Source organism: Bacillus sp. H1a (assembly GCF_000633475.1).
GTDB classification, from domain to species: domain Bacteria; phylum Bacillota; class Bacilli; order Bacillales; family Bacillaceae_G; genus Bacillus_A; species Bacillus_A paramycoides.
Map to the genome: position 1 here is coordinate 106,890 of NZ_AYMH01000015.1, position 13,756 is coordinate 120,645.

At 32.4% G+C, this 13,756-nt stretch carries 18 protein-coding genes and 2 pseudogenes; 15 read left to right on the forward strand and 5 right to left on the reverse strand.

Annotation, left to right across the window (positions count from 1 at the left end; all coding sequences use genetic code 11):
- The first annotated feature begins 43 nt into the window (after positions 1–43).
- The 3 genes from U860_RS0106740 to U860_RS0106750 are packed head-to-tail and all read left to right on the forward strand — an operon-like array spanning position 44 to position 1,656.
- The gene (locus U860_RS0106740) at positions 44–361 is read left to right on the forward strand and encodes a PadR family transcriptional regulator (RefSeq protein WP_025147892.1); all 318 of its coding nucleotides are present in this window, start codon (positions 44–46) and stop codon (positions 359–361) included.
- 7 nt (positions 362–368) lie between these two features.
- Positions 369–905, forward strand: a complete 537-nt coding sequence (locus tag U860_RS0106745) for a DUF2812 domain-containing protein (protein ID WP_025147893.1) — start codon at positions 369–371, stop codon at positions 903–905.
- A gap of 22 nt (positions 906–927) precedes the next feature.
- Positions 928–1,656: a type II CAAX endopeptidase family protein gene (locus tag U860_RS0106750; RefSeq protein ID WP_025147894.1), complete on the forward strand. Its 729-nt coding sequence runs from the start codon at positions 928–930 to the stop codon at positions 1,654–1,656.
- Positions 1,657–1,711: 55 nt separating this feature from the next.
- Here U860_RS0106750 and U860_RS32900 read toward each other — a convergent pair.
- Positions 1,712–1,821: pseudogene (locus U860_RS32900) on the reverse strand (DNA alkylation repair protein); the annotation flags it as partial.
- A gap of 328 nt (positions 1,822–2,149) precedes the next feature.
- Here U860_RS32900 and U860_RS0106755 point away from each other — a divergent pair.
- Complete coding sequence (locus U860_RS0106755; RefSeq protein WP_025147895.1) at positions 2,150–3,259, forward strand: beta-propeller fold lactonase family protein; 1,110 nt, start codon at positions 2,150–2,152, stop codon at positions 3,257–3,259.
- A 168-nt stretch (positions 3,260–3,427) separates the two neighbouring features.
- Here the strand turns inward: U860_RS0106755 and U860_RS0106760 are convergent, their stop codons facing one another.
- Positions 3,428–3,676 (reverse strand): hypothetical protein, encoded by a 249-nt coding sequence (locus U860_RS0106760; protein ID WP_000433610.1) that lies wholly within the window; start codon positions 3,674–3,676, stop codon positions 3,428–3,430.
- Between the two features lie 299 nt (positions 3,677–3,975).
- Between U860_RS0106760 and U860_RS0106765 the strand changes: the two genes are divergently transcribed.
- The 4 genes from U860_RS0106765 to U860_RS0106780 are packed head-to-tail and all read left to right on the forward strand — an operon-like array spanning position 3,976 to position 6,120.
- Entirely contained in the window at positions 3,976–4,359 is a 384-nt protein-coding gene (locus U860_RS0106765) for a VOC family protein (protein WP_025147896.1), read from the forward strand.
- A gap of 15 nt (positions 4,360–4,374) precedes the next feature.
- Complete coding sequence (locus U860_RS0106770; protein ID WP_025147897.1) at positions 4,375–4,917, forward strand: GNAT family protein; 543 nt, start codon at positions 4,375–4,377, stop codon at positions 4,915–4,917.
- Positions 4,917–5,504 carry a kinase gene (locus U860_RS0106775; protein ID WP_025147898.1) on the forward strand — a complete coding sequence of 196 codons (588 nt, stop codon included), beginning with the start codon at positions 4,917–4,919 and terminating at the stop codon, positions 5,502–5,504. Before U860_RS0106770 ends, U860_RS0106775 begins: the two co-directional genes overlap by 1 nt.
- A 31-nt stretch (positions 5,505–5,535) precedes the next feature.
- Complete coding sequence (locus tag U860_RS0106780; RefSeq protein ID WP_025147899.1) at positions 5,536–6,120, forward strand: HAD-IA family hydrolase; 585 nt, start codon at positions 5,536–5,538, stop codon at positions 6,118–6,120.
- A 76-nt stretch (positions 6,121–6,196) separates the two neighbouring features.
- Here U860_RS0106780 and U860_RS0106785 read toward each other — a convergent pair whose 3' ends face one another.
- Positions 6,197–7,150: a hypothetical protein gene (locus U860_RS0106785; protein WP_025147900.1), complete on the reverse strand. Its 954-nt coding sequence runs from the start codon at positions 7,148–7,150 to the stop codon at positions 6,197–6,199.
- A 169-nt stretch (positions 7,151–7,319) separates the two neighbouring features.
- Between U860_RS0106785 and U860_RS0106790 the strand changes: the two genes are divergently transcribed.
- The 5 genes and pseudogenes from U860_RS0106790 to U860_RS0106810 all read left to right on the forward strand — a co-directional run bounded on the left by U860_RS0106790 (position 7,320) and on the right by U860_RS0106810 (position 10,945).
- Positions 7,320–8,054 carry a response regulator transcription factor gene (locus U860_RS0106790; RefSeq protein WP_025147901.1) on the forward strand — a complete coding sequence of 245 codons (735 nt, stop codon included), beginning with the start codon at positions 7,320–7,322 and terminating at the stop codon, positions 8,052–8,054.
- Positions 8,054–9,394 carry a GHKL domain-containing protein gene (locus tag U860_RS0106795; protein WP_025147902.1) on the forward strand — a complete coding sequence of 447 codons (1,341 nt, stop codon included), beginning with the start codon at positions 8,054–8,056 and terminating at the stop codon, positions 9,392–9,394. The genes U860_RS0106790 and U860_RS0106795 overlap by 1 nt, the downstream gene beginning before the upstream one ends.
- Before the next feature lie 60 nt (positions 9,395–9,454).
- Positions 9,455–10,138, forward strand: a complete 684-nt coding sequence (locus U860_RS0106800) for a YhfC family glutamic-type intramembrane protease (RefSeq protein WP_025147903.1) — start codon at positions 9,455–9,457, stop codon at positions 10,136–10,138.
- Positions 10,135–10,521, forward strand: a pseudogene (locus U860_RS31240) (DUF3887 domain-containing protein). The gene U860_RS0106800 and the pseudogene U860_RS31240 overlap by 4 nt, the downstream one beginning before the upstream one ends.
- A gap of 112 nt (positions 10,522–10,633) precedes the next feature.
- Positions 10,634–10,945: a hypothetical protein gene (locus U860_RS0106810; RefSeq protein WP_025147904.1), complete on the forward strand. Its 312-nt coding sequence runs from the start codon at positions 10,634–10,636 to the stop codon at positions 10,943–10,945.
- A 42-nt stretch (positions 10,946–10,987) separates the two neighbouring features.
- Here U860_RS0106810 and U860_RS0106815 read toward each other — a convergent pair whose 3' ends face one another.
- Both U860_RS0106815 and U860_RS0106820 read right to left on the reverse strand, forming a co-directional pair.
- Positions 10,988–11,203, reverse strand: coding sequence for a helix-turn-helix transcriptional regulator (locus U860_RS0106815; protein WP_000974613.1), 216 nt, complete (start codon positions 11,201–11,203; stop codon positions 10,988–10,990).
- A gap of 10 nt (positions 11,204–11,213) precedes the next feature.
- The gene (locus U860_RS0106820) at positions 11,214–11,696 is read right to left on the reverse strand and encodes a DUF2975 domain-containing protein (RefSeq protein ID WP_025147905.1); all 483 of its coding nucleotides are present in this window, start codon (positions 11,694–11,696) and stop codon (positions 11,214–11,216) included.
- Between the two features lie 237 nt (positions 11,697–11,933).
- Here U860_RS0106820 and U860_RS0106825 point away from each other — a divergent pair, with 237 nt between their 5' ends.
- Both U860_RS0106825 and U860_RS0106830 read left to right on the forward strand, forming a co-directional pair.
- Complete coding sequence (locus U860_RS0106825) at positions 11,934–12,722, forward strand: DeoR/GlpR family DNA-binding transcription regulator (RefSeq protein ID WP_025147906.1); 789 nt, start codon at positions 11,934–11,936, stop codon at positions 12,720–12,722.
- Positions 12,723–12,882: 160 nt separating this feature from the next.
- Positions 12,883–13,749 (forward strand): sugar ABC transporter permease, encoded by an 867-nt coding sequence (locus U860_RS0106830; RefSeq protein ID WP_025147907.1) that lies wholly within the window; start codon positions 12,883–12,885, stop codon positions 13,747–13,749.
- Positions 13,750–13,756 lie beyond the last annotated feature (7 nt).

Here is a 13,756-nt window from a genome sequence, read left to right on the forward strand (position 1 = left end):
GTAAGGCGATATATCATAGAGCGATGTATCGGAGGTAGTTATAATGAATGAGAAAGCACAAAAATATATTCCATTAACAGAGGCGACATATTACATATTGTTGTCACTAGTAAAGCCAATGCACGGTTATGGAATTATGCAAATGGTAGAAGAGATGACAAATGGGGAAGTAAAGCTCGGTCCTGGTACTTTATACGGGAATACGACGAAGTTACTAAAAGAGAAGTTAATTGTTGAAGTTGCCTCTACAGACAGAAAGAAGTGTTACGAGTTAACACCACTTGGTAGAGAAGTGTTAGAGCTAGAGTATAAAAGGTTGCAGAGATCTGTAAGAAATGGAAATAGTATTTTAGGGGAGTGAATGGAAGATGGAGACAAAGAAGGTATTGAAATTTTTCGCGGCATGGAGTTTAGAAAAAGAGGAAGCTTTTTTACGAAAGATGCATCAACAAGGCTGGGCACTACAAAAATATAATGTGATGTATACGTTTAAGAAAACGGAACCTAAAGATGTAATATATAAAGCAGATTTTAGAATGGATTATAGAGATTCGAAGGAAAAACAAAAAGAATATATTGAAATATATGAAATGTGTGGGTGGAAACATGTAACTAGTTTCACCAAATGGCACTACTTTTGCAAAGACATAGGTGATGATAATGAATTGCCAGATATATATTCGGAAAAAGAGACGAAAATTGAAAAGTTTAAGGACTTATTTAAATTTCTTGCATTTATCTTTTTACTTGTAATGCTATGCATGTCTCCGAGTTTCCTAGGTTCTTCGGAAGTTAGGATTCCAATTTTGATAAAAGGGTTAATAGGATTTTTAGGTTGTATGTATGTGTATATATTTGTAAGGTTATTTTGGAAGATAAAGAAATTAAAAAAAGAAATTCTTTAATAATATAGTAAGGGGGATTGAAATGATTATTTTGACTATGTTATTTATATATTTGACCTTAGGCGAAGGGGTTCTTGGTAAGCGTCTGTACAATAGGTTGAAAGAAGATATACAAATAAACCAAAATGCGCGAGTTTCATTTTATATAAGAACAATGAGTTTACTGTGGGTGTTAACTATCCTTATGCTAATAACATCATATTCAATTAACATCCCATTTGAGGAGTATGGGCTTAAACTACCATCTGCTAATTCTATGGTAAGTAAGTATTTTGAAAATATGAATATATCATGGTTGATAGGTGTATGCATTGGTTTGATAGTGCCGTTGATTATTTTAAAGAAAAATAAAGTTTTTCAAAGGTATACAGAGAAACAAATGAGTGATGTTTCAGAAATGCTCCCTAATAATTACAGGGAATCAATACTATGGATTTTTATTTGCATTACAGCAGGCGTAACAGAAGAATTATTATTTCGTTCTTTTATGATGAATTACTTATTACAGCTATTCCCAGCGCTATCGACAATAGGGGTACTAGTTATCTCTTCAATTATTTTTGGGTTAGCGCATTTTTATCAAGGCTGGAAAGGTATAGTCGGGACAACAATTTTAGGTTTCATGTTAGGAAGAGTATATGTTGCAACAGGATCGATTTATCCATCTATGCTTATACATATGCTAATTGATTTATTTGTACTTGTGCGACTATTTCTATTGAAAGGAAAAGTAATATTACAGAGAGCCTAAAGTAAGTGCAGAATGAGATTACAAAAAAGTTGCTTGAAATACAAGCAACTCTTTTTCATGAGAAAGACTGATTTTGCGCAGGTTTAATAAATTGTTCAGGGTTTTCAACGAGTCCGTAGGTCCTTGATAAGTCATATTGCAATCGTTCATCGTTTCATTTTAATATATTTAAGGTGTAGAACTATGAGAGTAGTAAATACTTAGAAAATTCATAAATGATGAAGAAACTGTTAAGCGACAATAAAGTCATTTGAAACATAATAAAGTAGTTTTAAAAACGCCAGTCATGCTATGCAATAATCGGACCAGATTGTTGCGTACCGTTTTTGATAATATTTTAGATTTATGTTAATAACATCATGGAAGTTGTTAAGGTTTTCACTTAAAGAAACTATAAGGGGAGTAGGATTTGTTTCTAAACCAGTTTACATTTGTTTGGGAATTTAAATGGAAAAAGAACCATATAAAATTATGAAGGGAGGAGAGTCATAAAATGCAGAGAATGAACAATTATTTTCGTGCACGTGCGAGTATGGTGTACATGATGACTAATAATGAAGTAATGAATTCCATTATTGCTTTTCACATGGACACGAATGGGATACTCACCTTTGTGGGTTCTTATCCAACATACGGAAGAGGTACTGGTATAAAGGAAGTTTCTACAGAAACGGCAAACGATGGTATAGATCCTCTAGCATCACAAGGTTCTCTGACTTTGTCCCGTGATGGTCGTTTCCTATTTGCAGTTAACGCAGGCAGTCATAGTATCAGTAGTTTTATCATAGCAGATAACGGGGTACCGGTTTTCGTGGATGTAAAACCATCAGGAGGTGCTCAACCGAATAGCATTGGTGTGTATGGTAATCTTCTCTATGTCTCCAATGTAGGTTATGCTGCAAACAATTTTGCATCAAATATTACTGGTTTTCACATAGATGATAAAGGAAATCTTACTCCTATTCCAGGATCTACTCATGCTCTCAGTACCTTCAATGCGCAGCCAGCACAAGTTCTCTTCACCCCGGATGGTAGTAAAATCGTAGTCTCCGAGCTTACATCAAACCATCTCAGTGTATTCACTGTAAATAAAAATGGTACGGTTACAGGACCAATTGTTAATAATTCTTACGGTAAAGGCCCATTGGGAGCTTACTTTCTATCGTCTGGAATTCTCTTAGTTACAGAAGCAGTTTCAAATGTACTGTCATCTTATTCATTGAGTAACGACGGTACTCTTCATGTAATCAGCGGCTCTGTACCAAACGGATATAAAACTGCTTGTTGGGTTATAACAACGAAAGATGAACGTTTTGCCTACACTACCAACACTTTAAGTGGCACCATTTCCACCTACCAAATTGCCCCGAATGGAGAACTGTCGGTAGTAAGGCATATTACTAGTACACCGCCGGGTACAGCACCAGGTCTTCCGATGGATGTTGGAGTGAGTAAAGATGGAAGGCATTTTTACACCCTTAACGGAAATCAGGGTACAGTGTCAGTATTTAATATTCAAAGTGATGGTAGTCTAGTAAGGTTGCAGGTTGTTGCTTCATCCAATGTGCCTTACTTTGGATCGCAAGGTTTAGCTGTTCTTTAATTCGAATGGGTCCACTATAATTGTGTGAAACAGAAAAATATATGACGGTGTATGAATAGTAGACATGTAGATGAATTATGAACCTTTGACTAAAAATCAATTGTTTACCTTACTTACGTAAAACGGAAAAACCCCCTATAGAAAATTGATAGGGGGTAGGGAAAATGTTTAAGAGAAAGACTGATTTTGAGCCGGCTTAATAAATTGTTCAGGATTTTCAACAAGCCCGCACACAGCACATTGGACGCGGTATGTTGGTCCTTGATAAGCCATATGAAAAGCGTTCATTGTTTCATTTGTGTATTCTTCTTCTACTTGACCAGTTTGCGGATTTAATTTTACTGGTTTTACTTGTTGCTCAAGAATATTAAAGCGAGTTCGGTTCGTTTTACAGCTTGGACATAGCATTGGTTCCATATGTATACACCTCCATTTGTAGCATTTCTTAAATGGTATGAATTTATGCACATAGTTTTATGGTCATGTAGAAAAAACTTTCTCAATATAAATAGGTATATATTATATTTAAAATTCAGAAAAAATAAAATATAATATATGTAAGAACTGGTTATGTCCAAACCAAATCTCCTGTTTTATGCCAATAAGCTGGGGGGCCGAGAAATCGGCCTCATTTTTTTGTGCTCGGCTTTATAAGGTACAAGGTTTTTAAAAACATTTGTCGAATTTTTAGAGGTGAAGGTAAAGGAGGAATAATGATGAACTTAAAAATGAAATACATTATTTTATATGTAGAAAAATTTGAACAATGTCTTCAGTTTTATAAAGAAATTTTAAAATTACCGATAAGAGCTGAACACGGTACATATATCGAATTTGAAACAGGAGTAACAATTTTAGCGATGAATACAAGAGAGGATGTTAAGGAGTTAACAGGACTACCTCTTACAGAAGGTGTACTACAATCTTCTCATTTTGAGTTAGGGTTTGTTGTAGAGAATGTAAAAGAAACGATTGAGCAATTAAAAGAACAAGGGGTTAAAGTTTTAGTTGAGCCAATTGTAAAACCGTGGGGACAAACAATAGCTTACATAGCCGATCCAGACGGTAATTATATTGAAATTTGTAGTTCATTAGAATAGAAGGAGAAGAAGAGGATGGAGTTTCCAAAATTAGAAACAGAGCGTTTACTATTAAGAGAACTTACACTGTTAGATGCAGAAACAATGTTTCATTATTTTTCAAAAGAATCCGTTATTCGTTATTTCGGAATGGACTCTTTTGAAAATATTGAGCAAGCGAAAACGACAATTCAAACGTTTAGAAAGCGTTATGAAGAAGGAAGTGTATTTCGCTGGGGAATAGAGAAGAAAGGCACGGATCAATTAATTGGTACGTGTGGGTTTCATTTAATTAACAATCATCATAAACGAGCTGAAATTGGTTATGAGCTAGATGATACATATTGGGGGCAAGGATACGCAACAGAAGCACTGCAAGCAATGCTAGATTACGGGTTTGAAAAGTTGAACTTTATAAGAATTGCAGCCGTCGTATATATAGAAAATGAAGCTTCCCGTAATTTATTAAAAAAAGCAGGGCTTCAAGAGGAAGGATTACTTCGAAAATATATGATTCAAAATGATGTTGCTCATGACACGGTCGTTTATTCATTATTAAAAGAAGATTGGCAAAAGTAATGAGCATAAGTGAAATAATGAAAGTTATTAAGGAACATAAAGATGAGCGATTTATTTTAGGTATAGACGGGCTAAGTCGTTCGGGTAAAACAACTTTGGTTAAAGAGTTGGAAGAAGATATGAAACAAAATGGAATCCCGTTTCATATCTTCCATATTGATGATCACATAACCGAACGTAACAAGAGATATAATACTGGATTTGCAGAGTGGTATGAGTACTACAACCTTCAATGGGATATAGAGTGGTTGCAGCAAAACTTTTTTTGGAAGTTACAAAGCAATATACAAATAGAGTTGCCTTTCTATCATAATGAAACAGACTCATGTGAAATGAAAGAAATACAGCTTCCTTTAGTAGGTGTAATAATTATTGAAGGTGTTTTTCTTCAGCGAAAAGAATGGAGAGAGTCCTTTCATTATATGGTGTATTTGGCTTGTTCAAGAGAGACAAGGTTTCTTCGCGAGAGTGAGGAAACGCAGCAGAACCTTTCAAAGTTTCAAAGTAGGTATTGGAAAGCTGAAGATTATTATATGGAAATGGAATTACCGAGGAAGAGGGCGGATTTAGTAATACGCAATATGTAACAATGTAATTATAAAATAGAAGGTGTATTAAATGAATATATTATGGGATTTTGACGGGACGTTATTTGATACGTATCCTGCATATACAATGATGCTTTCTGAAATATTAGGTGATACAGTAGATAAACAAGAAATATACAAAAACTTAAAAATATCATATTCCCACGCAATTCAGTATTACAATATTTCATATGATCAGGAACAAAAGATTAAGATTTTGAAGGGGAAATTTACTCCAAAAGATATGAAACCTTTTGCAGGTGTCGAAGAAATTTTGAAATTTACGGATAAAAATGTGATTATGACCCATAAACATAGGGCAGGAGTTATGGAAATCTTAAAGTATTATGGATGGGACAAATACTTCGTCGATATGGTTACAATTGACGATGGTTTCCCTCGAAAACCGAACTCTTTAGCTTATGATTATTTACATAAAAAGCACAATATTGATCTAGCAATTGGAGATAGAGAGTTAGATCTATTGCCTGCAAAGGAAATAGGTATTTCAACATGTATGTTTCAAGGTAAATGTGATGTAGCGGATTATTCTTTATCGCATTACTCTGAGTTTTTTAAGGTAGTTATTGATAGAGATAGGGAGTTTTCATTATAGAGTATAGACTGTATCTTTTGTTTAAAAGGTACAGTCTGTATGCTTTAGAGTTATTGCTTCTTTATGAGACAATTATTTAAATTCTATACACTTCAATACGTTCTTTCCCCCATGTATCTTGCAAGTTATTAATATGTACTAATTGCCACGGATTAAAGAATGATTGTCCATCTTTATTAAAGAAATAGCCATCACCTACATAATAAGAAGCATGTATTATATTTTTTCCTTCATTTCTCCATACAAGGATATCTTTAGGTTGTAAAAAATCTAATGACATTGATTTTAATCTATAATTTTTTACGTCTAAACCTTTTAGAAAACTATAATCATGGACCCATTTTGTAATAATCCATTGTACTTCGGAATGTTCGCTACGTATACTCGCTAAAGTTGATGCAAAGCAGTTTGGTCCATTTGTAGTACTAAAAGTATTAAAATATGTAGCGATATGTGGGAACTGTTCATTAAATGTTTTAATTTGATTTTCATTTAATGAATTTGGATAAACAAATTGTCTCGCTAATAGAAGTAGAAATTTATATTTAAATTCTTTATGTAAGTTATCCCATAGCGTTTTTTGCATACTGATATATTGCTTCGAATTGTGTTCAAATGAATAAAGAGATAAATATTGTAATATAGAATCTCTTATTGAAACAGAATGGATATCTTGTAGTGCAAGTTCAATAAAATCCCATTCATAAATTGAACCGCTATTAACTTCAAGTTGAATTTGAAATATAATTTGGCGTGTCTCATTGTCTAATTGTGTAATCACATTAGGATTTGCTACACAAATTAAATTAACGTCTTTATGGATATTCCATATTTGATAGCTATTTCTATTATCAATATTGTTGAAAATAGAATGATTGAAAAACTCCTGCTTAGTCATAAATAAAGTGTTAGAAGTAAAATACTTTACTATACATTCATTTTTAGCTGAAAAAAAGAATAAATCATATTCAGGTAGGAATTGTTCTATCCATTTATTTAGTATATTTGTTTCAATATGTATACTAGTCATTAAAAATCACCTCTAGTTTGTATTCTATAATGGTAGTTTAAATGCCTTTTCAGTTTGAGGGAAAAAGGATATTAACTATTATTATATTTGAAAATATAGGGAATATTATTCATTATTTGTAAGGAATCATGATATTCTAATGGTAGATTTCTATAAAGTGAGTGATTATATGAGTATTTTCATTTTAGAAGATGATGTCATACAAGCGCAGCAAATGAAGCGGCTAGTTGAGGAGATTTGTGCAAAATATATGTTGCCTTTTGACTTTATTGAGGTAACTAGCAAAAGTGAAAAAATTATTAATAACATTTCAAGGGCGACTTATGTCCCAATTTATTTTTTGGATATAGAGATAAAAAGAGAAGAGCGTAAAGGTTTACAAGTGGCACAAGAAATAAGAAAGTATGATACGCAAGGGATTATTGTGTTTGTAACGACGCATTCTGAATTTGCACCTATTTCATATCAATATATGGTATCAGCTTTAACTTTTATTGATAAAGGATTGCCATATGAAGAGCGATACAAAGTTTTTGAACAATGTTTGCTTCAATATGAGGCGCGCAATAAGACTGCTATTCCAAATGACGATTTTATCGTTGAAAATAATAATACGACTGTGCGAGTACCATTTCAAGAAATCGAATATATTATGACCGATGAACCACATCGTTTAGCATTAGTTACGTTAGATCGTATCGTTTATTTTTACGGGACATTAAAGGAGATTGAAATAATAGATGAACGTTTATTTCGTTGTCATCAATCATATATCGTGAATACGAAGCAAATGTCTTCTTACGATGCGAAGCAAAAAATGATGATTTTAAAAAGCGGGAAGAGTATTCCAGTATCACGTCGTTTAGTGAATAAAGTACGTAAAATGTTTAAGGGTGAGATGTAATGTATATTTATGATTTATTTGCACTGCTACTTACTAGTATGAGTCATACATTCTTATACATTCAATTAATCCGGTACAACAGATTATCTTATAGAATGTTAGCAGTTTTAAGTGCTGTATTTATTATTTTGCTTGCAATTGTCGTAACAGTAACGAGATATCCAGAGTTAAATAGTACAATTGTGTTATTTCTAATAAGTTTAGGATTAATGCAAAATGAATTGAAATTTAAGCATAATTTATATTTTGCACTAGTTAGTATGGTTGTTATTACATTGGTGAAAATGTTGTGTTTTGCATTGGGTATGAAGTTATTTATGTTAACACCATTTAATTTATATTTATGGACAGGGAGTATCATCCATCTTTGCGTGTCATTAATTACTTTTGTTGGTATTATAGTAACCCGTAAACAAATTAAAAAGATTGCGCAGTATATTGTAGGAAGTCCGCTGTATTATATTAGTTATGTTTTGCTAATTATAGGGTTTATGATTGAATTAATTTTGACGAGTCCATCCAATGATTTTTTAGCAAACTTAAATCAACAATATGGTGAAGTGAGTTTTATTTCAGCAATTATATTGTTCTTAGTATTACTACTTATTGTATTACTGAGTTCACATTTAGCGAAAGAGAAGTTACTAGAAGAACATGAAAAACGTTTAGATAAAGAGTTACTTGATTATGTCGAGAAATTAGAATCGATGCATGATGAACTGGCTAGTTTCCGTCATGATTATATAAATGTGTTACTTGCGTTAGAAGCGGGGATACGTACAAAAAATGTGAACGAAATCGAGCAAGTGTATTATGACGTTATTACTCCGACTTTAAAATTAATAAATGATCATGAACTTGATATTGCGAAATTATCTCGTATTCATATTCCAGAAGTAAAAAGTGTATTAAGAGCGAAAGTTGGTACTGCCCAGCAACAACAAATAAAAGTAATGCTTGATATTCCGGAAAAAATTGAAACGGTTTCGATGTCTATCGTTTCATTTATTCGTATCATTTCAGTTTTATTAGACAATGCGATTGAAGAAGCGGTACATAGTGAGGAAAGGGTACTGCAAATTGCCTTTTTTGAAATGGATGCTGAGCAATATTTTGTTGTACGTAATAGCTCCCATTATAATGAGATTGATTTACAAAAAATTTATGAGAAAAACTATTCGAGTAAAGAAGGGGACAGAGGATATGGGTTATTCTCATTAAAACGTATTATAAATAAAACGAATAATGCAACGTTAGAAACAACGTATACGAGTCCTTATTTCACGCAAACTTTCATACAAAAAAAGATAACCATTTATGATGGAAATCAAACCGAATAAGAAATAACTACATACTTTCTTCACTCGTTTTTATACACTTCAAGTAAGAGGTGAAACGAGATGAATGGTCTTATTTTTACAGCGTTTATAAGTATTGGATTACCGCTTGTTGCACTTTTATATGCTTTTTGGAAGAAACGCTATATCCCGTATATGTTCGGAGTATTGGCTTTTGTTGTATCACAAGTTTTAATCCGAATACCATTACTGAATTATTTAAATGGAAATAGCACAGGTTTTCAAATGTTTAGTGTTATGCAACCTATATTATTTGTTATTGTGCTTAGTTTATCAGCTGGTATTTTTGAAGAGACAGCTCGTTTTATCGCAATGCGTTATTTTATGAAACAACGAGATTGGCAGTCTGGTTTTTTATTCGGAGCAGGGCACGGCGGTATTGAGGCGGTGTTGATAGTTGGTATCCCGGTAATATCTCTATTATTGTCACAAACAGTCATTCAAAATGGTGACAGTTATTATATCGGCGGTATTGAGCGCATTTTTGCGATGGTATTACATGTTGGGCTTTCCTTCATTGTATTGCAAGCTGTTGTCCAAAAGAAATTTCGTTATGTTGTATATGCAATTTTCATCCATGGGACTGTAAATGCATTAGCTAGCATTATACCGCTATATGTATCAGGGAAAAGGGGGATAATTGCTGCAGAAGTTTCAATAGCAATTTGTGCTTTACTTGTATTTAGTTATAGTTTTCTTTTAAAAAGAAAGGGTGTATTAAAATGAAGAGAATGTTACTCATTATTATAAGTGCTATCGCGGCCTTCGCACTTGCAGCATGTACGGGTAATAAAGTAGATGAAAGCACTTCAAAAAAATTCATTCCGAAAGCGGAAGAAATTGTAACGTTATTAAATGAAGCTAAGTATAAAGAAGTACATGAAAAATTTGATAGCAAGATGAAAACAACATTATCAGAGGAGAAAATGAAAGATCTTACTCCTGTAATTGAAAAAGCTGGTACATTCGAATAGATCGAAAAAAAGTCGATTGAAGAAAAAGATGGTTTATATACTGTTGTTCTTGTAGCGAAATATAGTAAAGAACAACGTACCTTTATCGTAACTTATAATGATAAAGAAGAAATAGCAGGGTTGTATATTAAGTAGTAGGTGAATGACAGATAAAGTGATCGTACTTACTTTATCTGTTTTTTATTTTTACTAATTTTTAGTTGTTCGTACTAATATTAACTCATATGTATAAAGGAGGGGGGGTACGTTGAATACCGAAATAGTTCCCAAAAAGAATTACAGTATAATAAGCTATATATCTTTACTCATCGGCATTATGTGTTTTTTATTCGTTTTTATAACTCCAACGAGAATAGCGAATGCCGGAAATATAGTTGGAGATTATATAACGATTGTTCTTACAGGTGCAGGTATTATACTTTCAACAATTGGAATTACGAAGAAAACGGAGAAAAAGGTAATTCCTATAATTTCTTTAATACTGTCCTCATCATTTATTATATTTTGGATAGTCGCAATTATTTTAGTATTGACTGGTCAAGTTAGCTTTGCACCGTAATGAGCAATAAAAAGAGTCCTTCATTATATAGAAGGACTCTTTTTATTCGGTATCTTCAGGTTGATATTCTAAAATATCTCCAGGTTGGCATTCTAATGCTTTACAAATAGCATCTAAAGTTGAAATTCTAATTGCTTTTGCTTTTCCATTTTTTAATATAGAAAGGTTAGCCATTGTAATTCCAACCTTCTCTGAAAGTTCAGTTACGCTCATTTTTCTTTTCGCCAGCATTACATCAATATTTATTATAATTGCCATGTTATTCACCTCAGACCGTTAAATCATTTTCTGATTTTATATCTATAGCATCTTTTAGAAGTCTTTGGAGAACAGCAGCAAAGACTGCGATAACCATTGAAGCAAAGATTAGGAGCATTCCAAGTATAATAATACTCGGTGCGTCAGCTCTCTCCGCCACGAGATAGAAGAGTGGCATGCCTACCACATATAAAATACTGATTGTTACTGCGCAGTATTTTATCTTCTTTAAAGCTCTAACAGATAATTTCGAGAAAGCGTTATTTTTGTCAATGAAGCTTACAAGTTTAAAAGCTTGATACAGGGCTAAATAAAAAGGTATCACCGTTGCATACAGATTGATTAAAACAAGATATTTTATAGATGCAATATCGGGATACAATTCCGCTGCATAATTCCCTATTTTAGGAACTAAAAATATACATAAAGCAAGAATGGGGATTCCGATAAGAAAAATAGCGGTCTTTAAAAAAAGTGTTGATCCTTGTTTCATATAAAGCACCTCATTTAAATATTATCTATTTAATCTAACATGATATTTATCGTTTAACAATAAATCTTTATTTATTTTAATCGTGTCTATATTGTTAAGCAAATTTGAATTTAAATGAAGATAATCATTCCCTCTTTCTGTAAATGATGTTATGTTAAAAGTAATAATCAATCCTTTCTTATAATAAGAGTGTTTAGAAAATCTATATTTTGCGTAATTTGAAGAGGTGTTAATGAAATGAAATCGTACACACAATTTGAACGAAGAAAATACATACTAGATGAGTTAGAAAAGTATAACCGAGTTATGGTAAATGATTTAGCGAAAGTATTAAATGTTACAACGGAAACGATACGAAGAGATTTAGATATGATGCATAAGGAAGGGACGCTTACTAAAATACATGGTGGTGCACTTAAGAAAAAAGATCAAACACTAGAATTTCATTTTAATAAACGTCGATCTGAGAATATTGAAGAAAAACGAAAAATTGCAATGGAAGCAAGTAAACTCGTAGAAGATAATGATATTATCGCAATTGAAATTGGGACAACTACAATGCAAATTTTAGATTACATACACGATAAAAAGAATTTGACGATTTTAACAAACTCCATACCAGCTGTAAATAAAATTATTGAGCTTAAAGAACAATATGATTCCTTTGATTGTAGGTTAATAGTTATTGGTGGAATATTGAATTCAAATTCATTAGCACTGTCTGGAGAAATGACGTTAAACTATCTTGATCATTTCACTGTTAATAAATTATTTGCTTCGTGTGATGGAATTTCATTAGAAAAAGAACTGACATGTTCGTATATTGAAGATGCACAAATATATAAGCAGTTAAAGAACAATGCAAAGCAAGTTGTCATGATGGCTGACGAGTCAAAGTTTAATTTAACAAAGTTTTATAAAAGCGGGAATTTTAGTGATATAGATGCATTATATACAAATGCTAAGCTTGATGAAGCGTGGCAAAATGTGTTAACAAGTAATGGGGTTGAAGTAATAACAGTATAGCAAAACAAAAATAAGACTATTTCTTAGTAAGTTGAGAAATAGTCTTATTTGTTTATATGTTGTTTTATTTTGTTTATATGTTGTTTTTACAATTAGTTAACAAATTAACAACATTGTGTTAATAATGTACTCGTACAATATGAATTAGGAGGTGGCAAGAATGCAAATAAAACTATCAAAAGCTGTGTTCTTTTTAATACCAGTTGGAATACCTCTAATATTGTTTTGGATTATTCCGAATTTCATTAGTTTAGGTATTAGTTTTACTGATTGGGATTTTATGACGAATGATTTTAACTTTGTTGGATTAGAAAACTATTTCAATTTGTTTACACAAGATTCTTTTATGCAAGCATTGTTAAATACGTTTTATTTCGGAATTGGAACAGTCATTCCGACAATTGCATTAGGTTTAGGATTCGCATTATTCTTCCGAAAAAAATTTAAAGGTTCCGCATTGTACCAATTAATGATTTTTTCACCTTGGGTAACGCCAACGATAGCTGTATCCATTGTGTGGTCACTCTTATATGAACCTCAATTTGGAGTTATTAATAAAGTTCTAAACTTTTTCGGGATACCAGGTTTGGACTGGCTTCAAAGTAGTAAAACAGCGATGTTAGCAGTCATTATTGTGACAGTTTGGAAATTAGTTGGATGGACAATGATTTTTTATATCGGTGCATTAGAAAAAGTTCCGGATAGTTTATATGAAGCAGCTAGTATTGATGGAGCGAATTCGTGGCAGAAATTTCGATATGTAACACTACCAATGGTTTCATCAACAACTTTCTTCTTAGTTGTTGTCAATACAATTTCTGCGGTGCAAGCTTACGACCAAATTAAAATTTTAACGCAAGGTGGACCTAGTGGTTCGACGCGTACGTTACTATATTTATTCTTCCAACAAGGGTTTGAACAGTTTGATATGGGATCTGCAACAGCAATCGCATTTATCATCCTAATCATTACAATTCTACTATCTGTTATAAACAAAATAATAGGTGATAAGTGGGTGAATTATTAAGATGAAT